This window comes from Campylobacter concisus (assembly GCF_002913745.1).
Lineage (GTDB): Bacteria > Campylobacterota > Campylobacteria > Campylobacterales > Campylobacteraceae > Campylobacter_A > Campylobacter_A concisus_R.
This window is the reverse complement of the sequence record NZ_PPCG01000020.1, coordinates 60,671-86,640: the sequence shown is the minus strand read 5'-3', so window position 1 is coordinate 86,640 and position 25,970 is coordinate 60,671. Positions and strand designations below refer to the sequence as shown.

Here is a 25,970-nt window from a genome sequence, read left to right as displayed (position 1 = left end):
CCAAAAATGGTGTCCTGCGTTGGATTCGAACCAACGGCCCCCTCATTAAAAGTGAGATGCTCTACCGACTGAGCTAGCAAGACATGATTATTTAAAAAAGAATTGAGATTATACAAAAAACATTATTATATGTCAAGAAAAGAGCATTTGAATTTTAAAATAAGTTTTTGATTTTATTTAGTTACATTATTTTAAAATAAAAAATAAATTCTAAAAAATTTATTTTATATAATTGTCTATTTTTTACAAAATTTTGAGTTATAATCCATTTTAGCAACAAATAAGGAGCAAGTATGATCATTATAAATTCACGCCTACCTACTCAAAATTTAAAAATAGCAAAGTCTTTATCTAAGCTCATACAAGGCTATATTTATAGCTATTTGCCAAAAGCTGAACATGACGGATACACACATAAAGAGAGTGGAAAAAATTTTAAAAGATCAAATTTTGATTTTAGATTAAATGGCTTAAGTTTAGAAATAAGATTTAGCTCGTTTGTGCCAGAATTTGAAAAAACGATCGCTTTTGCTGTACTAAAAGATGGATTAAAACTTGGCAATATTTGTTTGCTTGACACGTCTGTGTCAGTAAAAGAGCATAGAATTTCACAAAATGAGGCTACTTTTCAAGGATGCGTAGTGTGTTCGGTTGTTGGACTTTTGGGATACAAAGTACATCTTGAGCCGCAAGACTCTAGACATCTTGAAATGATGAAAACAAACGCGCTACAAAGATTTGAAACACTTATTGGGTATAAATATGAGGGCGAGTTTGAGCTAAATTTGCTTTGGCAAAATTTACAAAAACCTTTTTATTTTTACTATGGCAACAACAATATGCCAGTCAAAGCTTGGCCTGCAAAATGGCATATCAAAGCAAGGCCAGAGCTTATAAATTTGATCCTTGATGTGGGAGTTGGTAGTGGATGTATGAACTATGGAGTAGGTTTTATAGAGATAACAAAAGAAAAAGAATAAGGTTACAAACCATTAAAACAATAATTTCAAATCCCAGCGGGAACCTTATTCTTTAATATGTATTATAGTACATTTTTTGTCAAAACAAAAATCATTTTAACCGTTAAAACAATATAACTTGAAATATATTTTATTCTGTATTATAATGATATGCAAATAAAAAAGATTTGGGAGGGTTATATTTGAAAATTAAAAAGCTTTTTAATCGCACAAGAAAATATATATTGTGCTTTTTGTTTATATTTTTTAGTCTTATCGTAGACATTAAAATTTTTGACATAAATTTAGAATGGATAGAGTTCAGTATTTACTGTAGCTAATACAAGCATAATAAAAAATACTTGATTTATATTTTTATTTTTTAAACTTGCAAAATAAGCTTAAATTTAGAGATATTTAAGTCGAGCATGCATAAAATTAAAAAATATTTAAAATTTTAAGTTAAATAAAATAAGGAAAATATTTTGGCTGATATAGTTAAAATTCTTGCTGACATAGGTGAAGTATATGAAAAAGAAGAGCTTAAGCTCAAAAATGGCGCTCACAAATACGACAAGATCAAAGTCTATCTCTGCGACATAGCGACCAAGCAGATCGAGCCAAATTTCAATATAAGTAAATATGACTTAATAATATGTAGATTTGGCGTTGGAGCAAATTCTGGCAATCTTTTCCCAAATTCTCAATTTTTATCCAAAGAAATAAATAAAGACGAAGCTAAATTTATAAGAGGCATTTTGAAATCTATTTCAAATTTGCTCTCCCTTTTTGAGCCAAGCATTATAGAAAAAGACGCTATTTTATCCATACTATCAAGCATAAATGAAGAGTATTTTGTTGGTATTATAGATGAGATCAAAGGTCTAGATGAGCTAAAAAACGAAAAAGGTAAAAAAGTCGCTACTTTTTTCTCGCTCTCATATAATGGCAAGCCGGTTTCTGCATATTTTAAGCAAATTTTTGAAAATCATATCAGCGTAAAAGAGCAAAAATCATCTTACGGGTACGATATTTTGACAAATGAAAAGGGTATCGGCGGCGATGCAAATTTAGCATTTTGCTCGGTATATGAGATGCCTGCTAATATGCAATTTATCAAATCAAAGCTCCTGCCACTGAGCGCCAATAGTGCAAAAAAGGTAGAAAATGGCTTTAAAGCGATAAAAGATAAGCTATCGCATAATTTTTATGGTATGAAAATGGCGATTTTACCGACTATTTTGAGTAGCTCAGTAAATTTAGAAGAGATTGTAAAAATACTTGAAGAGACTTCAAAGAGCGACATAAAAAATATTGAAATCGCCGAGGAAGCCATAAAATTTAGCATAGATTATTATCTCGAGACAACAGCTAAAAAGCAGGAAAATTTACCTGTTTTAAATACGATTTTATTTTACACGCAAAGCAACGCTGCTATCGATTTGAAGCTTGCGATAGACGATGTTTTACCATCTTTTATCTCTCGCATCTCAAATTTAATGAGCCGTTTTAACATAAAAGCCTTCTATGAAAAAAATAGCGGCACAGATGAGACGATCTATCTGCAAAATTTATTTGAAAGCAGGCTTGGTGTGATGAGCTTTTTGCTATCAAGAAATAAATTTGATTTAGAGATTATGATAGAAAGATATAGCGATCTGATTTATTATGGTAGCGTCAATAAAAGTTACGCAAAAAAGTTGGAATGGAGCAAATACTTTAACGATTTTTATAAAGAAAGAAAGTTTGAAAATATTGCAAAATATCAAAATTTCTTTAATGAGACCAATGTCTTAAACAAAAAACTAGTCTTTCAAAAGGAGTGCGATTTGGAAAATTTAACCGATAAAAAAGAACTGATCAAAGAGCTAATCAAAAATAGCGAGTTTTTACATCAAAACGATGCGCTCATTAGCGCTTATTTGCTCGGTATGCTAAGCGCGGCCATGATAAACTGGCAGCTTGGCGTGAACGGCGGCGTATCTTTTAGCAACTGGCTCAATGACTGCGAATCAATAAGTATGGAAAATTTGGAGCGAATTTGGACAAAGTGCGATGAGATGATTAGAAAGCTTAAGGCTGCTTCTGGCAAGCCAAATGCTAACATTGAAAATATAAAAGAGTGTTTGATCGAAATTTTACCGCAGGTCTTTTCTAAGGAGAGAAAGATAGTAAAAACCTCACATACTACGCTTGCCTTTGCTATGGGTGGAAGCGACTATCGTAAATTTATAAAAGAAAAAACAAAATAAGGAGAATAAAATGCAAAAAAAAGAGATACTTTTTTTATGGGACGGAGAGAACTGGAACCCAAATGGCGACATGCTAAAGGATAACGCTCCTAGGCGAGATGATGAGACCGGCATAGCCGAGGTGACGGACGTGCGTATAAAAAGGACTATTAGAGATGAGATCATGAAAAAAGATGAGGCGTCGATTTTTATAAAGGAGTATAGGATAGAGGATGCCCTGCTAGACGCTAAAACGGCTATCAGACAAAGTATAAACATAAAGCAAAACAAAAGCGAACTGCAAAGAGAAATTTTGTCTAAATTTATCGATATCCGCGCATTTGGCGGAGTTTTGCCTATTTCAGATAAAGACGAGATGAAACAAGACAAAGAGATAAAAACCGCAGGCGTCCAATTTACTGGACCAGTGCAGTTTAGACTAAGCAAATCCCTAAACAAGGTCGAAGTAGAGCATGTTAAAGGAACTGGCGCTTTTGCTAGCGACTACGATCAAAATGATCCAAAAAAACAAAAAGATCAAGCGACTTTTAGAGAAGAGGAATTTATAAAATACGCTATTTTTGCTACTTACGGCATCATAGATAACTATAATGCAGCAAAAACAGGCTTTAACGAAGCCGATGAGGCTAAAATTTTAAAAGCTTTGTGGCACGGTACTAAAAACCTGACAACTCGCTCCAAAATCGGTCAAACTCCAAGATTTATGCTAATCATCACATACAAAGACGATACGTTTGCAGGCGATCTAAACAATAGCATAAGCCTAAAAAGCGAAAAAGAAGATAGAGTGATAAGAAGCATCAACGAATACACTATCGACTTTACAAATTTAAAAAATAAACTCGCAAGATACGCTGCAAATATAGAAAAGATAGAGTATATGAGCGATTATGATTTTGAAGCGATAAATAAAGGGAATTTTGACAGCAGTTGGAAAAAGATAGAGGCATAAAATGAGCATTGTTGCTTTTAGATTATTTGGCGATTACGCTCATTTTTCGCATCCGGCGACGATTTATTCTAGCTTAACCTATCCAGTGCCACCAAAGACCACTATAATGGGCTTTTTAGGCGCCGTTATAGGCGAAGAAGAGTACTTTAAGCTATCAAGCATCCAATACAGCGTAAAAATAGATAGGCAAATTTTAAAAAAGAGCTTTGTTTTTAACGGCATAAAATTTGCCCTATCAAGTAATATACACATAGAAGAAGGCTATCAAAACGCAAAAGAGAAAAAGCAGTTTTACAGAGAACTAATCTGCTCGCCATCTTATGTCATATTTTTAAATTTAGAAAATTTAGAGCAATGCTATCAAGATAAAATAATCTCAAATTTAAAAGAGCATAAAACCGCCTTTACGCCCTATCTTGGGATAAATTTTTGCATAGCGGATTTTAGCTGGATAGATATAAAAATATGCGAAAAAATATCGCAAGATGAAAGCTTTATAAACACATTTATGCTTATGGATGACTTTGTTTTTGAAGGCATTGATGAAAATGTGAAATTAACTACGGCAAGAATGCCTTGTGGCTGCGAAAATGGACGAATTTTTAAAGATTTTAAAGACTTTGTTATGGAGATAAACGGCAAAGAGCTTATAAAATCTAAAAATCATGGAAATATTTATCAGATAAATGATGAAAGAGTCTATTTTATTTGACGAGTTTTGGTCTCATCCAAATAAACTTTTAGAAAATCATATAAAAAATATGATCTCGCCTGACGACGATGAGCTGGATAAGCAGGTCAAACTCTATCACGACATCGCAAAACTGAAAAATAATTTTCAAATTTATATCAGAGATACTTCAAACGACAAGCTAGATAAAAACCACTCGCTCTTGTCGGCATATTTTTTCTTGCTAAACTCAAAATTTGATGAGATGCCAACCCTGTTTGGCTTTCTTGCTATCGTTTCGCACCACGGCGACGTGGTAAATTTAATGACGCTAGCCAGAGAAGCTAATAAATTTTTCAAAAACCAAAAAGAGCTAGAGCAGTGGGATGAAGTGGCTGGCGCTGCTAAAAACATTAAGATCTATTTGGAGTTATCTACAAAAAAAGATGAGTTTTTAGATAGAGCGGAAAAGCTTCGTCAATACTTAATTTTATCGCAGTACAGGCACAAATTTACCTATGAGGACTTTATAAATTTTAAGAGCCTATATTCAAATTTGATTTATAGCGATAAATTTGAGGCGATCTTTAGCATGCCAAAGCAGCAAAGCAAAGATATACCGATAGATGTTTTAGAGAGTGATATCAAAAATTTGCCGCCAAATGAAAAGAGAGATGCGTTTAGAAATTTCGTCTTAAACAACTTTGACAAAGAGCGCAAACTTTTTATTTTGACTGCACCGACTGGCTACGGCAAGACCTTGACGGCATTAAACTTTGCATTGAAATTTAAAAAATCACGCATAATTTATGCGCTTCCATTTACCTCAATAATCGATCAAACCTATGATATATTCGCGAAAATTTATAAAAATAGCGATATTTTGGTCAGCAAGGCTCACCACAAAACAATGGTAGATGAAGAAAATTTAACCGACGAAGACAGATACTCAAAGATCAAATTTCTAATGGAATCTTTTAGCGGCGAGATAAACGTGACTACGCTTTATCAGCTGATATTTGCGCTATTTGGTAACAAAAACAAAGACAACGTTAAATTTAATCAGCTAAAAAATAGCGTCGTTATCATCGATGAGGCGCAAGCGATCCCATATAACTTTAGAAAAGATTTTATCCTGCTTTGCGAGATCGTTTCGCAGCGACTTGGCACTATTTTTATATTTATGTCAGCGACGATGCCGGTCATAAAAAGCGAAAAATTTAAAGAAATTTCAAATTTAGACTATTTTTCAAAGCAGGATAGATATGTCATAAAATGGCTTGATATAGGCGGCGAAGATGAGCTTTTAGAAAAGATTTGCGAAACCGCAAGCGATAAAAATACTCTAGTCGTCGTAAATACGATCAAAAAAGCGCAAGAGCTATTTGCTAAACTAAGGGATAAATTTAACTGCTTTTGCCTAAACGGATATATGTATGATGATCACAAACGTGCTACTATCGAGGCTGTAAGGTGCGCGATAGATAAAAACAAAGTTGATCCGCTCGCAAGCAAAATTTTACTTATCTCCACGCAGTCCATAGAAGCTGGAGTGGATCTTGACTTTGACATTGGGTTTCGCGAAGTCTCGCCCATTAGCTCTATCATACAAACAGCAGGGCGCGTAAATAGGCATTTTGGAGCAACAAGGGGCGAGCTATACGTCTTTCCTGAAATAAGCAAATTTACAAATTTGATTTACGGCGATCTATATAAAGTAAGTGGAACTATTTTGAGCGATCTTAAGCAAAAAGAGGTGCGAGAGAGCGAAATTTTAGAAATTTCAAATTTGTATTTTCAAAAGATAAGCAATCAACTGGAAAATTTGCATATAAAAAGCGAGATAGAAAAGCTGGAATTTGAAAATATAAATCAAAAAATCGAGGATATCATGAACGACAATTACAAACAAACCATAATAATCGAGCCTGAAGAAAATTTCATTAAAGATTTTGAAGCTAGAATTTTTGAGATCAAAAATAGTCCAAATGAGAAATTTACCATAAGAGATCTTTTTAAAAACCACATCAGAAAGTTGTCGAAATTTAGCATAAATGTAACGTTAAAAGATATAAATAAGCTAATGCCGAATTTAAAACAGATAAATGGGCTTAATGATATGTTTTATCTGCCGTTTGGCTCGTCTTATTTTTATAGTGCCGAGTGCGGCCTTAAAAAGGATACAAATTTAGACATAACCGACGAGGTGTTTGACTAATGTTCTCAAAAGATCAGATCACTGGTACACTTGTGAATTACTACGTCACCTGTAAGCGCGAGGCGTGGCTTTACGCACATCAGATCCACGCGGACCAAGAGGATGAAAACGTGCTGATGGGCAAGGCTTTGGCTGATATCAAAGAGCGAGATCTACAAGAATTTGCCTTTGGCAACCTTAAATTTGACAAACTCTCAAAGCAGCACGGCCACTACCTCATCACGGAATATAAAAAGAGCCTAAAAAACGAGCTTGCAGGCAAGATGCAACTACTTTTTTACATCTATCTTTTAAAAACGGGCTTAAATTTAAAAGAGGTAAAAGGCAAGCTAATAAGCGGTAAAAAGGTGATTTTAGTTGATGACACCAGCGAAAATTTTGCTCTAATGGAACAAATTTTAAGTGAGATAAGCGCACTTGCAAATTTAGAGAAGCCGCCAAAATTTACGCATGGTAAATTTTGCCAAAACTGCGCATATCACGACTATTGCACTGCTTAGGAGACAAGATGTATGTGATACTTTTTTACGACATCGCAGGGTGCGAGCAAAAAGAGCGAAATAACGCAAATCGTATCAGAAAAGCGGTCGAGAAGTTTCTGCCTCGCGTGCAGTTTTCAGTCTATGAGGGCGAGATCCGCGAGAGCGACTTTAAAAAGCTAAGCAAGACGCTGCAAAAAGAGTGCGTAAGCGAGCTAGACTCCATCGTCATCTATACATTTAACTCACTAAAATACTCCGAGCGCATCGTCATTGGCGTAGATAAAAATAGCCCGGTATTTAGCTAAGGAGCAAATATGCAAAAGAGCGACAGAACGCACTTTATACTTAGTCCAGGTAGGCTTTACAGGCAAGATAACAATATCTACTTTGAAAAATTTGACGAGACGGGCGCGCTTATCGCTAGTAAAATTTTGCCAATAAACGCGATCGATGAAATTTACATGCTGGCAAAGGTGCAGATCGACACCTACACCATCGCATTTTTAGCGGATAATAACATCCTTTTGCACATCTTTAGCCCGTATCAGAGTTTTCGCGGGAATTTCTACCCAAATACGCCAAACTCTGTAAATAAAAGCGGCTTTGTGTTGCTGTGCCAGCTCCGCTCTTTTGACGATCCGATCAAACGTGCATATATCGCGCGCGAGATAACTCGAGCCCACATTATAAACGACGCGGCAAACTGCAAAAGACACGGCGTGAAATTTGACGCACAGCCATACTTAAAGGCACTAGATGCCGCCACTAGCGTGCCTGCAATAATGGCGGTAGAGGGTGCATTTCAAAAGCTCTACTACGAAAAGTGGAACGAGATCATCTCAGATCAGCGAAGCTTTAAATTTACCGTCCGCTCAAAACGCCCACCCGCTGATAAGATCAACAGCTTCATAAGCTACGCAAATACGCGTATCTACAACATCTGCCTAAGTGAAATTTACAAGACCGAGCTAGATCCTCGCATCGGCTTTTTGCACGAGCCAAACTACCGCGCGCTAAGCCTACATCTCGATCTTGCGGAGATTTTTAAGCCGATCTTGGGCGATACGCTGATTTTTAACTTGCTAAATAAAAAAGAGATCACCGTAAAGGACTTCCAAACGGACGCCGGCAGGATAAAATTTAGCAACGACGCCGTGCAAAAGATCGAGCTAAAGATGATCTCGCGCCTTTGCGAGACGCTCACGGTGGGCGGTAGGGAGCTAACGTGGAGGCAGGTGATCCGCCGCGAAGCAAATAAGCTTAAAAAGTGTATCTGCGAGGATGCGCCTTATGAAGGATTTAGGTGGGAGTGAAATCGCATTTTAATAAAGCGTTTTTTAAGATTTTAAAAAGCTTGAAATTTAGGGCTTGGCGTATTTGCACATGGCTAAATTTTAGTCAACTTTAAGGCGAAAAAATATAGACTTCTTGCACTAGAATGCCTATAAAATAGGCTTTTTGGTGCTATTAGAATTTACTCCGTTGGAGTTTGAAACATCAAATACCTAGCGACAATACAAACCTAGAGTGGGATTAGAATTTACTCCGTTGGAGTTTGAAACGTGCAGTGATTGACAAAGCAATAAACAAAAAGATAATTAGAATTTACTCCGTTGGAGTTTGAAACCTCGTGATGAAGCCTTGAAAGAGTTAGGGCTAACATTAGAATTTACTCCGTTGGAGTTTGAAACTAGTAATACGTCCCACTTTTTAAATTATTCCAATAAATTAGAATTTACTCCGTTGGAGTTTGAAACGATAAAAAAGGAATGGCCGTGAGGCGAGAATTTAATTATTAGAATTTACTCCGTTGGAGTTTGAAACATAGCCAAGGCTTTGAACGTAAATGAAAGCCTAGATTAGAATTTACTCCGTTGGAGTTTGAAACGCAACGGCGAGGTAAGCGTTACGTGGAGCTATTTTATTAGAATTTACTCCGTTGGAGTTTGAAACACACTAATAGCAACGCTTATCTAAGAAGCGCCAAAATTAGAATTTACTCCGTTGGAGTTTGAAACGTGCGAAGTATCTAGGCGTCAGGGTTGAAGATATATTAGAATTTACTCCGTTGGAGTTTGAAACCCGTATCTGATCTCGCGGTAATAACCAAAACGCTCAATTAGAATTTACTCCGTTGGAGTTTGAAACATGATTGAAGTAACAAGCCGTAAGATAGGCACGTTTATTAGAATTTACTCCGTTGGAGTTTGAAACCCGCCAAAGATATGATAGGTAGTGGCGTAAGTTTAAAATTAGAATTTACTCCGTTGGAGTTTGAAACCTCTTTTGGCTATGAGTTTTAACGGTGAACGCTTTATTAGAATTTACTCCGTTGGAGTTTGAAACCGTATTTGATCACACCGATGCGCTTCTGGTTTTCAATTAGAATTTACTCCGTTGGAGTTTAAAACAGCATTCCAACTGGTGTTTGCGCTATTCATGCACGATTAGAATTTACTCCGTTGGAGTTTGAAACTCGCCGTCGCTGACAAAATATGGCTTTTCTTTTGCTATTAGAATTTACTCCGTTGGAGTTTGAAACTGGCGATAGGGCGTTCATTGTTTATCTTGTATGGTATTAGAATTTACTCCGTTGGAGTTTGAAACTTTGAGGTTAGCACCAAATGAACGCAAAGGGCAAAATTAGAATTTACTCCGTTGGAGTTTGAAACGTGTTTTTATGCTCTGCGTTTTTCCTAATATATGCAATTAGAATTTACTCCGTTGGAGTTTGAAACAATATAGGGTCAAAGGGAAAGATGCATTTAATCCCAGTATTAGAATTTACTCCGTTGGAGTTTGAAACTAGCTAAAATAAGGGAACTGCCACAAGACGAATTCATTAGAATTTACTCCGTTGGAGTTTGAAACTTAATAAAAACTTACCTTTTGTTTTTATGCTGGCTGAATTAGAATTTACTCCGTTGGAGTTTGAAACACTTCAACGTGCGCGAGGCAAAGTTCGATAACATCATATTAGAATTTACTCCGTTGGAGTTTGAAACTTTCCTAAATTTACTATTTCGTCATTTTGCAACTTGAATTAGAATTTACTCCGTTGGAGTTTGAAACTTGGTTTTGCTCTCTCTTTTCATCTTTTAGCACGATTAGAATTTACTCCGTTGGAGTTTGAGATAATTTTAAAAGACAACTTTACACATTAGAGTAAAAATAGTTGCTACACTATTATTTTTACAAAAATTACTTACTATGATCTTTGTTTAAAACGTCCGCAAGGCAAAGAATTTATTTTTGATCCACATAAAGAACAATTTGCAGATAAACACTATGATGAAGATAATGCAGCAATATTCAATATTCTAGAACATGAATATCAAAAAAAGGATCAAAAGAAATTCTTAATAATACAGATGCCTCAGAAATGGCTTCATTTAAATCAAATTTAGATACTCCGAGTTGTCAAAATGTTTCTATATGGAAGTTAGAAAAAGATACATTTTTCATGGTTGGCGACAACCGCAATCACTCTTTTGATAGTCGTTTTTTCGGGGCAGTTCCATATAAATTTTTAATTGGTAAAGTTAGATGGCAGCTGTTTTAGCACAAATTAGCAAAAACCTTAGCTAAAGATTATAATGAAGCAAATTATCGGATTAATGAAATTTAAAAAAGGTTGTGAATTTTTTTGTCAACTATAATTAAAACAAAAAATATATGAATTTTTAAAACCTACTTGTAAAAACAAGCAGGTTTTAAAATGTTTTATTTCTCTAGTTTTTCTTTTTTAGATTTAGCTTTTGAAACAGCTTTTTCTTTCTTTTCTTTTACTTTGTCAACAACTTTGTCTTTTTCATCTTTTGCTTTTTCACTCATACTAGTTTCATCTTCTTTATTAGAAGTTAGCTCTTCTTTAGTTTTAGAAGCTTTCTTTTTAAATTTATCTTTTTTATCAGAGATTTTTTCTTTCATCTCGTCTTTTGCCTCATCCATTTTCTTCTTACCAGCTTTTGCTTTTTCGCTTATTTCGCTCTTACCAGTAGTAGAAATTTCACCTTTTAGGTTATCAAAAGTTTTATCGCCGATGCCATTTACATTTTTGAGATCGTCGATTGAGTTAAATTTATTTGCTTTTCTATACTCGATGATAGCATCTGCTTTTGCACTGCCGATACCATCAAGACTCATAAGTTCCTCTTTTGTAGCTGTGTTTAGATTGATTGCTGCCATAGCCAAAGACGCAATAGCTGCAAGTGAAATCAAAATTTTTTTCATTTCCATTCCTTAAAAGTAAATTTGAGGTAAAATTCTAGCAAAGAGTGATTAATGAAGTATAAATATGAAGTAATATAAAAATGATTTTAAATATAGCTTATAGTAGAGAATCCCTGAAAATTTCAGGGAAAAGTTTTATTTTCTAAGTTCGCGGATCTTAGCAGCCTTACCACGTAGTTCGCGTAGATAGAATAGCTTAGCTCTTCTAACACGACCTTTTCTAAGAACCTTTATCTCTTCGATAGAATCGCTAAATATTGGGAAAATTCTCTCAACACCAACACTGTTAGCGCCGATTTTTCTGATGATAAATGTTTCACCAGTACCGCTACCACGTCTAGCTATACAAATGCCTTCAAAATTTTGAATTCTCGTTTTGTCTCCCTCGTGAATACGAGTAGCCACACGCAATGTATCTCCTGCACGGAAGTCAGGGATATTCTTACCAGCAATTTGAGCATTTTCAAACGCTTCAATGTATTTATTTCTCATGTTTTTCCTTATTTATGTGGCTTTAGCTTTTGATATAAATCAGGGCGAAAGTACCTTGTTTTGCAGTGAGCCATCTTGTTTTTTAAGTTGTGGATTTTAGCATGATTACCCTTTAAAAACTCTGAAACCACAAAGATGGATTTAAAATGATCAGGTTTTGTAAAAGATGGGGCTTCAAGCAGATTGCCTTCAAAACTCTCCACTTCAAGGCTCATGTCGTTTCCTAAAACTCCGGGCACATTTCTTGATATCGCGTCACTCATACAAAGTGCGGGTAACTCTCCGCCAGTTAAAATAAAATCACCTATACAAAAAACTTCATCCGCCCAAAGCTCAATAACTCTCTCATCAAGACCTTCATATCTACTGCAGACAAAACAAATATGATCTTTTTTAGAAAGCCTTTTTGCGTCATTTTGACTAAATTTTTTACCAGCTGGCGTCAAAAAAATAACATGGGCATTTTTGTCTTTTTCTTTTAGAAATTTGATCGACTCATCCAAAGGCTGCGGAAACATCAAAAGGCCTGCTCCACCTCCTATCATATAGTCATCAACTTTATTATGCTTATTGTTGGTAAAATTTCTTGGATTTATGAAATCAATTTCTATACATTTATTGTTAATCGCGCGTTTTAAAATAGAATCGCAAAAGTAAGGTTTGACTAAATTTTCAAAAAGTGTAATAAAAGTAAATTTCATGAATTTTCTAAGATATCTTTAGCGCCTTTTACCAATATCTCTCTACTATCCAAATTTACGCTTTCGATAAAATGCTCCAAATATGGAATGTAGAAATTCTTTGGTTTGCCAGCTGCGATAAGTCTTTCGTCAGTTTTTATGTATAAAAGTGAATTTGCAAAATTATCTTGGATATCTTCTACAATACCTAAAATTTCGCCATTTTCTACAACTTTTAAACCAATGATATCAAAGTGAAAAAATTCATCTTTTTTTAGTTTGCAGTTTTTTCTAGTAAGTTCTTTTGTGGTATAGATAGTTTTGTTTACTAGTGTTTTAGCAAGGTCTAAGTCATCAAATTTTTCAAACAAAACCAGCTCTTTTTGTCTGTTGTAGTCTTTTATGATGAGCTGATTATCGTTTTTATCAAAAAAGGTTGTGCCTTTTTTAAATTGCTCTGGGAAGTCGCTCTTGTTGCGAAGCTTTAAATAGCCTTTTAAACCAACACATCTCCCGATGGTAGCGACTTCAACAATATCACTATTCAATAGCTTTTACCGTTACTCTATAACTTGTATTGTCTTTGGCTTTACAGCCAATAATAACGGTCTTTATAGCATTTATCATTTTGCCGTCTTTACCGATAAGCTTTCCAGTATCAACCTTATCAGCACTTATAATGATCTCGACAAAATTTTCACCAAGCTCTTGACGCTCAATAGTCACCTTTTCAGGAAAATCAGCTATAAGCTTGGCGTATTCGTATAAAAAATTTTCAACCATTATTTTGTAATTTGTGCAACTCTGTCGCTAAGTTTAGCACCGACGCTTTTCCAGTAATCCAATCTCTCTTTGTTGAAATTTATAACATTTGGCTCAACCATAGGGTTGTAATAACCAATGCTCTCTATCCAACCGCTATCGCGTCTTTTTCTGCTATCTGTAACAACTATACGATAAAAAGGTCTTTTTTTACGTCCCATTCTTGTTAGTCTTACTACTGTTGCCATATTATATTCTCCTCTTGTTTTTAAATAAAGCTTAAATTTAGATAATAAATATCCAAATTTAAACCCTTTTATCAAACAGGTCTTTTTAAATTTGCTTGTGAAAGCATATTTGCAAGTCCTTTTGCTCCGCCTTTTCCTGAAAATTTCTTAGCAAGCTTTGAGGCATTTTCAAACTGCTTCAAAAAGCGATTTACCTCTACTTGAGATAGTCCAGAACCAGCTGCCAAACGCCTTTTTCTACTATTGTTTAAAAGGTCTGGATTTTCACGCTCTTTTTGTGTCATAGAATTTATCATAGCCTTAATATGCAAAATTTCTTTTGAATTATCAAGGTCTATATCTTTTATCTGGTTTGCAATATTTGAAAGTCCAGGTATCATACCCATCAAAGATTTCATACTACCAAGCTTTTTAACGCTTTCCATTTGATCCAAAAAGTCATTAAAGTTAAACTGACCTTTTTTTATCTTTTGATTTAGACGCTTCGCCTCTTTTTCATCGATAATAGTCGATGTTTTCTCAACCAAAGTAGCTAAGTCGCCCTCACCCATTATACGGCTTACAATACGATCTGGTATAAAACTCTCGATATCAGCTACTTTCTCGCCAGTACCGACAAATCTAAGTGGGATATTTAGCTGTTTTGCGATACTAATAGCTACGCCGCCCTTTGAGTCAGAGTCAAATTTAGAAAGGATAACTCCAGAAATTCCCAAAATTTCATTAAAACTTGTAGCTGTTTTTACGGCGTCTTGTCCGCTCATAGCGTCAGCTACATAGAAAATTTCATGTGGATTTATCGCATTTTTTACATCTTTTATCTCTTGCATCAACTTTTCATCGATCGCAAGACGACCAGCGGTATCCACCAAAAGCACGTCATAAAGGCCGCTTTTTGCTTTTTCTAGTGCTTCTTTTGCTACTTTTATGGGGTTGTTTTCGTTTTCTATATAAAAAAGATCGATCTCATTTGCAACGCAGAGCTGCCTTAGCTGTTCAACCGCTGCTAATCTTTGCAAATCACAAGCTGCAACTAAAACTTTTTTCTTTCTTAGTTTTAGATAGTTTGCAAGCTTGATAGTTGTCGTTGTTTTACCGCTGCCTTGCAAGCCAGCCATCAAAACAATGGTCGGTGCAACTGGCGCATAGACAAAGCCTTGATTACCAGGAGCTGTTAAGATAGTCGTTAAATTTGACTTGATCGCATCTAGAAAATTCTTTTGGCCAACACCAGTTTGCTTTAGTTCGCTTTCGATAGATGCAAGCAAATCTTTGGTGACTTTATGGTGAACATCAGCTTTTAAAAGAGCTTTTTTGAGCACGTCAAGTGCGTTTTTTAGAGCTTTTTCGTCATCTACAAAACGTATCTTGCTAACGGCTAATCTAAAAGACTCGCTAATTTGCTCGAACACTAATCACCTTTCTAAGTTGTTATTAAAGGGCGTATATTACTAAATAATTTCTTTATTGCTCTTTAAATTTCAAATTTATTAGAAAGCTCAAATCCAAGAGAGTTAAATTCTTTTGGGATCGGCGCTTTAAATTTATAGTCTAAAAGAGCGATAGAATAGGCATGCAAGAACATTCTATTTGCCATATTTTTACCGTACTTTTCATCGCCAACGATAGGTAAATTTAAACTAGCCAAATGCACTCTTATCTGGTGCGTCCTGCCTGTTTTTATGGCAACTTTTACCAGCGTTTTTTTACCAGCAACCATGAGCGGTGAAATTTCACTGATCGCCTCTTTGCCATCTTTTGAGATCTTTGAAAAGGCGCCATTTTTATTTTTTATCGTTAAGATCGGCTCATTTACGACGACCTCCTCGCTCATGATGCCCCTAACTGCAGCCACGTAAATTTTCTCAACCTTCATCTTTTTAAACTCATTTATGGCAAGGCTCGCAAATTCGTCATTCTTTACAAGAAGCAGCACGCCGCTTGTGTCTTTATCGAGCCTGTGAAGGAGTGGAAATTTATACATTTGGCTGATTTTTTCGCTAGTTATGGCAGCAGGTTTGTTAATGGCTATTAAATTTTCATCTTCAAAGATAACGCTTGGCTTTGGTATCTCTTCGACGCTAAATTTAGTATTTTCGCTCATTAGCGCACGAGCGATCATTACCTTTTGCCCCTTGGCATAGACTAGTCCGCTGTCAATTAGCTCCTTTGCCTCGTTGTTTGAGATATTTTTTTGCTTGGCTAAAATTTTATACGCTTTTTCTTCACTCATAAAGTGCTCCTTATATCTTCTATGATCGCATCAGCGCTTGCTTGCACGGCGATCTTGCTCTTTTTGGCGTCACTACCCATTATGCCGCCGATCTCGCTAGCCTTTGCGATATAGATGTTTTCAACTAGGCTAAATAACGCCTTTTGGTTAAATATAAACTCACCGCTAATTATCACTGGGTTAAATTGCGCGCACTCGATTGGATTATGCCCGCCGATATTTGGCACAAAACTGCCACCAAGCACGACTACATCGCTAATAGCATAGACATTTACAAGCTCACCTAAAGTGTCAAGCAAATTTACTTTAGCTTCAAATTTATGCCTTTGGCTAAATTTAGCAAAGCTAAAATCATGCTTTTTAGCGTACTCGCTAGCTAGCTTTTCCACCTCTGCAAATCTCTCAGGGTGGCGTGGTGCGATGATTAATAGATCGTTTTCTTTTAAATTTAAATTATCTAAAATCATCTCTTCTTCGCCAGTATGCGTGCTTGCTAGCACGATCACTCTAGCTTTTGGCTTTTCATAAATTTTACTCACACTTGGTAAAAACGCAGCTTTTATGTTGCCAACGACCTCTATTTCACCTGCTCCAAGCGACTTTAGCCTCTCTTTATCAAGCTCACTTTGGGCATAAATTTTATCTATAAATTTAAAAAGATATCTGTAAAAAAAGCCAAATTTCAAGTAGCTTTTGTAGCTTCTATCTGAAATTCTTGCATTTATCAGTATCACGCGGCTGCCTTTTAGCTTTGCCATGAAAACTAGCATGAGCCAAAGCTCAGCCTCAAAAATGACTAAAATTTTGCTCTTTTTTAACCAAAATGGCAAGAAAATTTCAAATGGCAAAAGTCTCGTGTTAGCACAAATTTTACTCGCCGCTTCAAAGCCCGTATTTGTCACAACGCTTATGGCTTTGCTGTCAAATTTTTGCACCAAAGGCTTAAGCGCTTGCACCTCGCCAAACGAGCAAGCGTGAAAATGCACATCTGCGTCTTTAAATTTAGGATTATCAAAGAGAAAAAAACGTGCTGGGATCGATCTATGGTATTTTTTTTTGAAACTTAACAAAAGTAGAAAAATAGCCCCAAAAAAGTAGAGTATTGAGGCTAAAAAATAATATATTATTATCACGAAACGTGTTATTGCTCTTGTTTATATAAAATTCTGCCACAATGCGGGCAAGTAACGATATCTTCGCCTTTTACAACCGCAGAGAAAGTTTTATCATTTATCTGCATAAAGCAGCCATAACAAGCTTGTTTTTTAACAGGCACAACGGCTGTGTTGTGAGCCCATTTTCTGATCTTTTCATAAAATGCTAGGATTTTTTGGTTCATCGCAGCGACAAGTTTATCTTTTTTAGCATAAACCTCTTTGCGCTCTTTTTCGATCTTTTCAAGCTCAGATGAAACCTCGCTTTTTATCTTTTCTAAATTTCCCTCAAGCTCTGTTTTTTTAGCATTTAGCTCATCTTTTTGAGCATTTTTATTGTCTATTAATTTTTCAAGTCTAGCGATCTCTTCGTTTGCTGCTTCAAGTTGCTCTTTTGCGATATCTTCTTCAAGACCTAGCGCTTTTATCTCTTTTTCGCTTTTTGCACTTGAGCTTTTTTTAGCCACGTCTTTGATCTTTGCGCTAAATTCTGCGATATGAGCGTTTGTGCCTGATTTTTGTGATTTTAGATCATTTACCTCTTCGTCAAGTCTTTCTACATTAACCGCTATAGTTTCACACTCTTCTTCTATGCTTTTATAGGCTTTTTCTACTTCTTGTATGCGTGGAGTGAAACCATCTATTTGTTTGTCAAGATCAGATAATTCAACTAATTGTTGCAAATATTTATTCATAATGTTTCCTTTTTTGTTAGCAATATGTAAATGGGTTTTTAGAATTGCTTATTATAACTTCAATTTTTAGATTTTGCAAATATTTTGCTAAAAAATCACTAAAATAACGCTCACTTTCATAGTGGTTTATGTCGATCAAATTTAGTCCATTTTCCTTTGCATAAAGGGCTTGGTGATACTTTAGATCGCCCGTTAAAAAGGCGTCTGCTTTGACATCTTGCATGAGATCTGCGCCGCTTCCAGTGCAGATGCAAATTTTAAAAATTTCATCTTTTGCATGAACGGCTCTTAAATTTTCTAACCCAAGTTTTTCTTTTATAAATTTGCAAAGCTCGCTAAATTTCATATTCACATCAGCGTAGACCAAAAATCCCTCTTTGCTTGAAATTTCAAGCCCCAAAACCTGCGTTACAAATTTTTCATTTAAAAATGCAAGGTCAGCATTTGTGTGAAGCGAGATGAGTGAGATGTTTTTTATCATCATCTCTCTTATGAGCGAGCTTGGATAGAGGCTGTAGTCTAGGCACTTTAACCCCTTAAAAATGAGCGGATGGTGGGTGATGATGAGCGAGTTTGGCAAGACATTTTGCAAAAGCTCGCTATCAATATCAAGGCTTAGATAAATTCGCTCAAATTCGCTGTCAAATGAGCCAACTTGCAGGCCGCTATTATCCCAAGACTCTTGGCTTGCAAATGGGCAAATTTCATCTAAGATTTTATAAATTTCAGCTATTTTCATCAAATTTTACTTTTGCTCTAAGCTCTCTTTATATGTTAGCGCGCACTCTTTTGCAAGCTCGCGAATTTTTAAGATGTAGTCTTGTCTTTGCGTCACGCTGATCGCTCCGCGCGCATCAAGGACGTTAAATGTATGAGCTGCAAGCATGCAGTAGTCGTAAGCTGGCAGTGAAATTTTAGCCTCCAAGCAGCGTTTGCACTCGTTAAATGCATTTTCAAACTGGTTAAAAAGCATATCAACGTTTGCCACTTCAAAATTATATTTACTCCACTCATACTCGCCTTGTTTATGCACGTCAGCGTAGGTTACGATGTTGCCATTAGAGTCGTCCCAAACGATGTCGTAGACGCTATTTACGTCTTGTAGATACATAGCTAAGCGCTCAAGGCCGTAGGTTATCTCGCCAGATATGAGCTCGCATGCGATGCCACCCACTTGTTGAAAATAGGTAAACTGCGTTACTTCCATGCCGTCTAGCCAGACCTCCCAGCCAAGTCCCCAAGCGCCCAGCGTCGGGCTCTCCCAGTTGTCTTCTACAAAGCGAATATCGTGATTTTTCAAATTTAAACCAAGTCTTTCAAGGCTTTTTAGGTAAAGCTCTTGGATATTTTCTGGGCTTGGTTTTATGAGCACTTGAAACTGATAGTAAGCGCCAAGGCGGTTTGGGTTTTCGCCGTATCTACCATCAGTCGGACGGCGGCTTGGAGCTACGTATGCGGTCGCCCACGGCTTTGGTCCAAGGCTTCTTAAAAATGTCGCTTGATGATATGTGCCCGCACCTGCTGGCATGTCGTATGGCTGAAGTATGACGCAGCCTTGCTCTTGCCAATAGTTTTGAAGCGTTAGTATTATTTGTGAAAATGTCATTTTTTGCCTTTTATTTTATTGATATATAAATTTCTATTTTATCTTTTAGGTATTTTTCAAAGTCCGTTTTATAGGCTCTTTCTAGCTCACTACTTTCAAAATATCTCCAAATTTCACCCCAAAATTTTGCAACATTTTGTGGCTCATTTGCAAAACTAAAAAGAGCGTATTTTCCACTTTGTATCTTTAAATTTTCATCACCTTTTTGGTGCGATCTTATGCCGATGAAGTTATCGTAATGTCCATTAAAATCACTTTCGTAGTTACAGTAAACACTATAAATTTCACTCTTGCCATCATAGTATTCACTCATAAATTTGGACCATAAAGCTGGAATTTTGCCGTTGCCGTCCATTTCATCTTCATTTTTAGTGCGAGTTTTTACTCCATAAATTTCAAAGCTATCATCTAAATTTATAATCTTCATAAACTACTTTTGTCCGTTAAAATTTTCAACCGCTTGGTTCCACATAAGCTTGTATTTTCGTTTTAGAAATTCAACTTCATCTTGTGAAATTTTAAGCTGTTTTGTAAGCGTCTCGACCGTTTTTCTATCTTCGTCATAGAGCTCTTGCATCGAAATGAGCGCCTCTTTTAAAAATTTATTCTCATTTCTTAAGGTCTCAAGCGTCTCATCTTTTGCGTCAAGCACTTTTTCATGTAAATTTAGTATCGTGCCAATCGTCTTTTCGACAAAGCTAAAACCATCTTGGCTTTGCGGCTGCAAGGATAAATTTTGCGAAACGCTAGGCACCACGCTCATCGTTCCCTCGCTCGCTTCTATCAAAATTTCTCCATTTTCCTCTTTGGTCTTCAAAACGCCACGATTTATCATATCCTCGATAACTTCGCGCTCCAAGTGCACAAGTTTGCAAAATTCATCAACTCCAAGATAGGTCTGCACCGCTTCTCCTTTTATAGTATCACTTCAACCTTTGAAGAGTCTTCCTCTAAAGCCTTTATCTTTGCCTCTCTGTCGGCTTTTAGCACACTTGCTAACCCCTCATCTTCAAGGGCTAAAATTTGCACCGCAAGATAGGCTGCATTTATTGCGCCAGCCTTGCCGATAGCTAGGGTCGCCACTGGCATGCCACTTGGCATTTGCACAGTTGAGTAAAGTGCATCAACGCCGCTTAAAGCCGATCCTGCCATTGGTATGCCGATCACTGGCTTTGTTGTGTTTGCAGCGATCGCTCCAGCTAGGTGAGCCGCCATACCAGCAGCTGCGATGAAGACTTTTGCGCCCTTTTTCTCGGCATTTGCGACGTACTCGCTAGTTCTTTTTGGGCTTCTGTGGGCTGAGCTGATTATCAGTTCATATTTTACGCCAAATTTCTCCAGAGTCTTTGCCGCCTCGCTAACGATCTCATAGTCACTTTTACTTCCCATTATAATAGAAACAAATTTCATATTTTCTCCCTTAAAAAACTAAATTTTGGCAGCTTAACGCCGAGGTTTATCTCATTTTCATTGCCGCTGTGAATTTCGCTCATGACCTTGCCTTTTTTGGTGATGAGTTGCTTAAATTTGATAAATTTCTTGCCATCTTGCGAATAGACCTTAGAAATTTCATTTTCACTATCATCTATAATAGCCCCAGTCGGTGCTACGATCTCGTAGCCCTTATCTGGGAAAATTTTATACTTACACTTAAAAAACTCACCATCTTCGCTTATGGCATTTACCTGATGAGTGCCCTCTTCTAGGCTGCTAACGTGGTTTTGCGTATCGGTTCGCTCATAAGGTCTATGCACCAAGTAGCCGTCCGTAAAGCCACGATTTTTCAGCGTATTTATCTCATTTTCATAAATTTGCGCGTCAAATTTATCATCCATAGCGTCATCTATTGCCATTTTATAGGCTCTTGCCGTGCAGGCTGCGTAGTACTCGCTCTTTGTGCGACCCTCTATCTTAAAGCTATCAACAACACCGCTATCAACAATCTCTTTGATGTGTGAGATGAGGCAAAGATCCTTTGAGTTCATAATGTGAGTGCCGTTTTCGTCCTCTTCTAAACGGAAAAGCACGCCGCTCTCTTCGTTTTTGGCGTAGAGTTCATACTTAAATCTGCAGTCATTTGCGCAGCTGCCGCGGTTTGACATACGTCCGCTTTGCACTGAGCTTACTAGGCACCTGCCAGAGTAGGCAAAGCACATCGAGCCATGGACGAAAATTTCGATATCAAGGGTTGGAATTTCCTCTTTTATCTTTATAACATCTTTTAAATTCATCTCTCTAGCCACAACAATGCGTTTTGCGCCCATGTCGTGATAAATTTTAGCATCCAGCACGTTCATAACGTTTGCCTGAGTGGAGAGGTGTATCTCGATATCTGGAGCGATCTCTTTTGCTAGGCTCATGACGCCTGGAGTTGCGATGATAAAGGCATCTGGCTTCATCGCTGAGATGGTTTGTAAGTGCCTTTTTAGCGGCTCTATCTGAGAGTTAAAAGGAAAAGCATTTATGGTCGCATAAAATTTCTTTCCCTTTTCGTGTGTGTAGTCTATTGCCTCTTTGAATGTTTCAAGGTTAAACTCTCTTGCTGATCTAGTCCTTAGCGAAAAGCTAGCCACCGAGCCATAAACAGCGTCGGCTCCGTATTCAAGGGCGATTTTAAGTTTTGTTAAATTTCCAGCTGGAGATAAAAGCTCAGGCCTTTTTAGCACTATTTTTTACCCAGACTTTCTATCAAGGCTTCGATGTCGTCGTTGCTGACTAGGTTTTCAGTCGTTGTATCGCCTGCGATATGAACAGCAGAGCCAACACGTTTTTCATCGTCTATTTTACCTTCAAACAAGGTATTCATATACTTGCTTAGTGCTCTCATAACGTTGATAACACGCTCGATCTTTTGCCTGTGGATGTCTTGATACTGCATCATATCCATAGCCATCATGATCTCATCTTGTCCCATTTGTAAATTTGAGATGATGTTATCAACTGTGCCAAGAAGTGCGTTGTTTTTCTCCAAAGCCTCGCTAAATGCAGCGATATTTGGAAATTTCTCACTTAGCGTCGTAAATAGCTCAACGTTTGAGTTTATAGCGTCTTTTAGGCTGTTTGAGTCGCTCTCAGCGTCCATAAAAAAGTTATTTATCGTCTCAAGCTTGTCAAACATCTGAGTAGCTTTCTCTTCGCTATCTCTTGTCACATCATCAAGCTGGTGTACCATTTTGTGGTCTTCAGTCGGTGGTGGCGGTGGCCAAACGCCGTCTGCACTCACTCTGTAGTTTTCGCCCTGTTTTGAGCTACTCTCTGACTTTGCTTGTGGCTCATCTGCTTTAGCACTCATTGCCTCTGCAACTTCTGCTACCTCGTCTGTTTCCTCTTTGACGTCCGCGACCTCTTGGCTGGCATCTTTAGTATCACCTAAATCATCCTCTAATCCGCCCGCCATAAGCGCGTCAAGTTCCTCTTGGGTCATAAAAGCTCCTAATAAAATTTGCCTTGATTATATAAGATTTAAATAAAAAGAAAGTTTAAAAAGTATGCGTTTATCTTTAAATTTATCAAATTTTAGGTAGCATTTTTGAAAAATAAACGACTTTAAAAGGCAAAAAATGACCGTCGATCTTCACAACCACACACCGCTTTGCAACCACGCAGTTGGCGAACCGCTAGAATTTGTGAGATGCGCCATAAAAGCTGGCACAAAATACTTTGGCTTTAGCGATCACGCGCCGATGAACTACGATGAAGCTTATAGGATGAAATTTGAAGAGATGCAAAGCTACGAAGACGAAATTTTACGTTTAAGAGATGAATTTAGTGGTGAGATAGAAATTTTACTTGGCTATGAGATGGACTTTTTAGATGGCTTTATGGACGAGCGAGTTTTTGCTAGAAAGGTTGATTATCTAATAGGCTCTGTGCATTTTTTTAACGGCTGGGCGTTTGACAACCCTGAATTTATCGGTGGCTACGAAGGCAAAGACCTGGATCAAATTTGGCAGGAGTATTTTGACCACATAGAAAGATCGGCTAGGCTTGGTAAATTTGACATCATGGGGCACATCGATCTTTTAAAGCTATTTAAATTTTTACCCAAAAAAGATGTCAGGATCTTAGCCCAAAACGCCATAAAAGCGATAAAAGAGGCAAATTTGGTAGTTGAGATAAACGCAGCTGGCTTTAGAAAACCTATCGGCGAGCAATATCCAAGCGTAAATTTACTAGAGTTAATCGCTGAAAATGACATCACTATCACCTTTGGCTCAGATGCTCATGCCAAAGAAGATATCAGCAAAAACGGCGAAATTTGCGAGCAGATAGCTAGAAATTTGGGGTATTCAAAGTGTGCGATATTTAAAAACAGAGATAGAGAATTAGTAAAATTTTAGTTTGGGGTCAAATAAAATATAAAAATAATCTTAAATATAAAATTTTGTGATACAATACGAAAATTAAAAACCAGAAGGAGATAAAAAATGGGAAAATTTGTCCAAAACATCGATCATTTTTTTGATTTTTGCAAAGAAAATGAAGTTAAATTTGTAGATTTTAGATTTACCGATCTAAACGGCGCTTGGCACAGCATAAGCTACAACATAAAAGCTGTTACAAAAGAGAATTTCACAAACGGCATCCCAATGGACGCTAGCTCGATGAATGGCTGGCAGCCTATCGACAAGAGCGATATGATAATGAAGCCAGAAGCGACATCTGCGTTTTTGGACCCATTTACCTCTGATATCACAGTCGTCGTTTTTTGCGATATCTACGACATTTACAAAGGTCAAATTTATGAAAAATGCCCTCGCTCGATCGCAAAAAGAGCGATGCAATATGTAAAAGATAGCGGACTTGGCGATGAGGCATATTTTGGCCCTGAGAATGAATTTTTTGTATTTGACAACGTAAAAATCATCGACAGCCCAAACTGCGCGATGTATCAAGTAGATAGCGAAGAAGGCGAGTGGAACGACGCTGCGGACTTCAAAGATAGCTACAACACAGGTCACCGCCCACGCAGAAAAGGCGGCTACTTGATGACCCAGCCGATCGACAGTATGGTCGATCTAAGAGCCGAGATGATGCAGGTTTTAGAGCAAGTTGGTCTTGAAGTATTTTTAGGACACCACGAAGTCGCACAAGGTCAAGGCGAGATCGGCGTGAAATTTGGCAACTTAGTTGAGGCTGCTGACAACGTTCAAATTTACAAATACGTCGTTCGCATGGTCGCTCACCTAAACGGCAAGACAGTTACATTTATGCCAAAACCACTCTACGGCGACAACGGCAGCGGCATGCACGTGCATCAATCAGTCTGGAAAGATGGTAAAAATTTATTCTACAAAGAGGGCAACTACGCAAATTTAAGTGACTTTGCAAGGCACTACATCGGCGGTGTTTTAAAACACGCAAGAAGCGTTGCAGCCTTCACAAACCCAAGCACAAACAGCTACAAACGCCTAATACCAGGCTTTGAAGCGCCATCTATCCTAACCTACTCGAGCCAAAACCGCTCAGCGAGCATCCGCATACCTTACGGAGCTGGCGAGAAGTCAGTTAGAGCTGAGATGAGATTTCCAGATAGCACAGCAAACCCTTATCTAGCCTTCTCAGCGATGTTAATGGCAGGGCTTGACGGCGTTAAAAACAAATACGAGCCAGTTGGTCCGATGGATGAAAATTTATTTAAACTTCACCTAGATGAGATCAGAGAGCGTGGCATCGAGCAGCTCCCACACACACTTCGTGGCAGCCTTGAAGCGCTTATCCGCGATAACGAATACCTAAAACCGATAATGAGTGATCTTTTCATCGACACTTATCAACACATGAAATTTGAAACTCAGGTTTGGCCTTACGAAGCACGCCCAACCGCTTATGAGTTTAAAACCTGCTTCTCTTGCTAAAACGCGATCTCCAAGCTCATTTTGAGCTTGGAGACTTCTTTAATCAAATTTAAAATATAAGATCCTGCGATTATTAAATTTAGAGCTAAATCCAATAAACATTATCGCTTAGTTTTTTTTAACCACAACAGATAAATTTTTTAAAAATATAAAATCTATATAGTTAAATTTTGGGCTAAATTTGGCTTTACGCACAAGAATAAATTTTAAATTTAATAAGCCCAAACTCATGAAAATTTAGAAATTTAAAACTTATGCATAAAAATAGTCATAGCAGATAAATTTGAAACTCCAAATTTAACATGGCGGTTAAAATTTGAGCTAAATTTGATTTTGCAAACAAGGGTCAAATTTACCAGAGTTTTAAATTTATCTGCCTCATTAAAAGTTCAAATTTAACAAGTCCTAGCTCTTTTAAATTTGCAATATAAATTTGAAATTTCATTTAGTCAGGATGGCAGCAGATAAATTTATTA

The 25,970-nt window shown here is 37.0% G+C and carries 28 protein-coding genes, 1 tRNA gene and 1 CRISPR repeat array; of the genes, 11 read left to right on the top strand and 18 right to left on the bottom strand.

From position 1 onward, the window contains the following. Positions 1–7: 7 nt before the first annotated feature. A tRNA-Lys gene (locus tag CYO90_RS02415) sits at positions 8–83 on the bottom strand. A 210-nt stretch (positions 84–293) separates the two neighbouring features. On the opposite strand from CYO90_RS02415, the gene CYO90_RS02410 reads away from it, so the two are divergent. The 9 genes from CYO90_RS02410 to CYO90_RS02370 all read left to right on the top strand — a co-directional run bounded on the left by CYO90_RS02410 (position 294) and on the right by CYO90_RS02370 (position 11,095). Then, positions 294–980 carry a CRISPR-associated endoribonuclease Cas6 gene (locus tag CYO90_RS02410; RefSeq protein WP_103578312.1) on the top strand — a complete coding sequence of 229 codons (687 nt, stop codon included), beginning with the start codon at positions 294–296 and terminating at the stop codon, positions 978–980. A 464-nt stretch (positions 981–1,444) separates the two neighbouring features. After that, the gene (locus tag CYO90_RS02405; RefSeq protein WP_103578311.1) at positions 1,445–3,211 is read left to right on the top strand and encodes a TM1802 family CRISPR-associated protein; all 1,767 of its coding nucleotides are present in this window, start codon (positions 1,445–1,447) and stop codon (positions 3,209–3,211) included. Positions 3,212–3,221: 10 nt separating this feature from the next. Continuing rightward, positions 3,222–4,163: a type I-B CRISPR-associated protein Cas7/Csh2 gene (gene cas7b / locus CYO90_RS02400; protein ID WP_103578310.1), complete on the top strand. Its 942-nt coding sequence runs from the start codon at positions 3,222–3,224 to the stop codon at positions 4,161–4,163. Between the two features lies 1 nt (position 4,164). Beyond that, on the top strand, positions 4,165–4,875 hold the full coding sequence (gene cas5 / locus CYO90_RS02395) for a CRISPR-associated protein Cas5 (protein WP_103578309.1): 711 nt from the start codon (positions 4,165–4,167) through the stop codon (positions 4,873–4,875). After that, positions 4,853–7,051, top strand: a complete 2,199-nt coding sequence (locus tag CYO90_RS02390; protein ID WP_103578308.1) for a CRISPR-associated helicase/endonuclease Cas3 — start codon at positions 4,853–4,855, stop codon at positions 7,049–7,051. Before cas5 ends, CYO90_RS02390 begins: the two co-directional genes overlap by 23 nt. Next, positions 7,051–7,551 (top strand): CRISPR-associated protein Cas4, encoded by a 501-nt coding sequence (locus CYO90_RS02385; RefSeq protein WP_103578307.1) that lies wholly within the window; start codon positions 7,051–7,053, stop codon positions 7,549–7,551. Before CYO90_RS02390 ends, CYO90_RS02385 begins: the two co-directional genes overlap by 1 nt. Positions 7,552–7,559: 8 nt before the next feature. Continuing rightward, positions 7,560–7,838, top strand: a complete 279-nt coding sequence (gene cas2, locus CYO90_RS02380; RefSeq protein WP_012139911.1) for a CRISPR-associated endonuclease Cas2 — start codon at positions 7,560–7,562, stop codon at positions 7,836–7,838. Between the two features lie 9 nt (positions 7,839–7,847). Next, positions 7,848–8,846, top strand: coding sequence for a CRISPR-associated endonuclease Cas1 (gene cas1, locus CYO90_RS02375; RefSeq protein WP_103578306.1), 999 nt, complete (start codon positions 7,848–7,850; stop codon positions 8,844–8,846). A gap of 153 nt (positions 8,847–8,999) precedes the next feature. Next, positions 9,000–10,669: a CRISPR direct-repeat array (repeat unit 30 nt; unit sequence ATTAGAATTTACTCCGTTGGAGTTTGAAAC). Positions 10,670–10,915: 246 nt separating this feature from the next. Further along, positions 10,916–11,095 (top strand): S26 family signal peptidase, encoded by a 180-nt coding sequence (locus tag CYO90_RS02370; RefSeq protein ID WP_103578305.1) that lies wholly within the window; start codon positions 10,916–10,918, stop codon positions 11,093–11,095. A 161-nt stretch (positions 11,096–11,256) separates the two neighbouring features. Here the strand turns inward: CYO90_RS02370 and CYO90_RS10750 are convergent, their stop codons facing one another. The 17 genes from CYO90_RS10750 to CYO90_RS02285 all read right to left on the bottom strand — a co-directional run bounded on the left by CYO90_RS10750 (position 11,257) and on the right by CYO90_RS02285 (position 23,060). Further along, complete coding sequence (locus CYO90_RS10750; protein WP_103578304.1) at positions 11,257–11,766, bottom strand: helix-hairpin-helix domain-containing protein; 510 nt, start codon at positions 11,764–11,766, stop codon at positions 11,257–11,259. 135 nt (positions 11,767–11,901) lie between these two features. Next, positions 11,902–12,258 (bottom strand): 50S ribosomal protein L19, encoded by a 357-nt coding sequence (rplS, locus tag CYO90_RS02360; protein ID WP_002941851.1) that lies wholly within the window; start codon positions 12,256–12,258, stop codon positions 11,902–11,904. An 8-nt stretch (positions 12,259–12,266) separates the two neighbouring features. After that, positions 12,267–12,959: a tRNA (guanosine(37)-N1)-methyltransferase TrmD gene (gene trmD, locus CYO90_RS02355; protein ID WP_103578303.1), complete on the bottom strand. Its 693-nt coding sequence runs from the start codon at positions 12,957–12,959 to the stop codon at positions 12,267–12,269. Beyond that, on the bottom strand, positions 12,956–13,486 hold the full coding sequence (gene rimM / locus CYO90_RS02350) for a ribosome maturation factor RimM (RefSeq protein WP_103578302.1): 531 nt from the start codon (positions 13,484–13,486) through the stop codon (positions 12,956–12,958). The genes trmD and rimM overlap by 4 nt, the downstream gene beginning before the upstream one ends. Then, the gene (locus CYO90_RS02345; RefSeq protein ID WP_009293991.1) at positions 13,479–13,721 is read right to left on the bottom strand and encodes a KH domain-containing protein; all 243 of its coding nucleotides are present in this window, start codon (positions 13,719–13,721) and stop codon (positions 13,479–13,481) included. Before CYO90_RS02345 ends, rimM begins: the two co-directional genes overlap by 8 nt. Continuing rightward, positions 13,721–13,948 (bottom strand): 30S ribosomal protein S16, encoded by a 228-nt coding sequence (gene rpsP, locus CYO90_RS02340; protein WP_009293992.1) that lies wholly within the window; start codon positions 13,946–13,948, stop codon positions 13,721–13,723. Before rpsP ends, CYO90_RS02345 begins: the two co-directional genes overlap by 1 nt. Positions 13,949–14,019: 71 nt before the next feature. Further along, positions 14,020–15,360, bottom strand: a complete 1,341-nt coding sequence (ffh, locus tag CYO90_RS02335; RefSeq protein WP_021085569.1) for a signal recognition particle protein — start codon at positions 15,358–15,360, stop codon at positions 14,020–14,022. 62 nt (positions 15,361–15,422) lie between these two features. Then, a complete protein-coding gene (locus tag CYO90_RS02330) occupies positions 15,423–16,181 on the bottom strand; it encodes an RluA family pseudouridine synthase (protein ID WP_103578301.1) in 759 nt (252 codons plus the stop codon). Continuing rightward, positions 16,178–17,314 (bottom strand): lipid IV(A) 3-deoxy-D-manno-octulosonic acid transferase, encoded by a 1,137-nt coding sequence (gene waaA, locus CYO90_RS02325; protein WP_103578300.1) that lies wholly within the window; start codon positions 17,312–17,314, stop codon positions 16,178–16,180. Before waaA ends, CYO90_RS02330 begins: the two co-directional genes overlap by 4 nt. 8 nt (positions 17,315–17,322) lie before the next feature. Further along, positions 17,323–18,030: a zinc ribbon domain-containing protein gene (locus CYO90_RS02320; RefSeq protein WP_002941798.1), complete on the bottom strand. Its 708-nt coding sequence runs from the start codon at positions 18,028–18,030 to the stop codon at positions 17,323–17,325. Between the two features lie 16 nt (positions 18,031–18,046). After that, a complete protein-coding gene (locus CYO90_RS02315) occupies positions 18,047–18,769 on the bottom strand; it encodes a Nif3-like dinuclear metal center hexameric protein (RefSeq protein WP_103578299.1) in 723 nt (240 codons plus the stop codon). Positions 18,770–18,775: 6 nt separating this feature from the next. Continuing rightward, positions 18,776–19,636, bottom strand: coding sequence for a glycine--tRNA ligase subunit alpha (gene glyQ, locus CYO90_RS02310; protein ID WP_021084368.1), 861 nt, complete (start codon positions 19,634–19,636; stop codon positions 18,776–18,778). Positions 19,637–19,646: 10 nt separating this feature from the next. Continuing rightward, positions 19,647–20,063: a GyrI-like domain-containing protein gene (locus tag CYO90_RS02305; protein WP_103578298.1), complete on the bottom strand. Its 417-nt coding sequence runs from the start codon at positions 20,061–20,063 to the stop codon at positions 19,647–19,649. Between the two features lie 3 nt (positions 20,064–20,066). Then, positions 20,067–20,540 carry a DUF3972 domain-containing protein gene (locus CYO90_RS02300; protein ID WP_002942132.1) on the bottom strand — a complete coding sequence of 158 codons (474 nt, stop codon included), beginning with the start codon at positions 20,538–20,540 and terminating at the stop codon, positions 20,067–20,069. A gap of 11 nt (positions 20,541–20,551) precedes the next feature. Further along, positions 20,552–21,046, bottom strand: a complete 495-nt coding sequence (purE, locus tag CYO90_RS02295; protein ID WP_103578297.1) for a 5-(carboxyamino)imidazole ribonucleotide mutase — start codon at positions 21,044–21,046, stop codon at positions 20,552–20,554. After that, positions 21,043–22,302 carry a peptidase U32 family protein gene (locus CYO90_RS02290; RefSeq protein WP_103578296.1) on the bottom strand — a complete coding sequence of 420 codons (1,260 nt, stop codon included), beginning with the start codon at positions 22,300–22,302 and terminating at the stop codon, positions 21,043–21,045. The genes purE and CYO90_RS02290 overlap by 4 nt, the downstream gene beginning before the upstream one ends. Beyond that, positions 22,302–23,060 (bottom strand): chemotaxis protein, encoded by a 759-nt coding sequence (locus CYO90_RS02285; protein ID WP_103578295.1) that lies wholly within the window; start codon positions 23,058–23,060, stop codon positions 22,302–22,304. Before CYO90_RS02285 ends, CYO90_RS02290 begins: the two co-directional genes overlap by 1 nt. A 136-nt stretch (positions 23,061–23,196) precedes the next feature. On the opposite strand from CYO90_RS02285, the gene CYO90_RS02280 reads away from it, so the two are divergent. Further along, complete coding sequence (locus CYO90_RS02280; RefSeq protein ID WP_103578294.1) at positions 23,197–23,976, top strand: histidinol-phosphatase; 780 nt, start codon at positions 23,197–23,199, stop codon at positions 23,974–23,976. 87 nt (positions 23,977–24,063) lie between these two features. Further along, entirely contained in the window at positions 24,064–25,494 is a 1,431-nt protein-coding gene (glnA, locus tag CYO90_RS02275; RefSeq protein ID WP_009294014.1) for a type I glutamate--ammonia ligase, read from the top strand. The last annotated feature ends 476 nt before the right edge of the window (positions 25,495–25,970 follow it).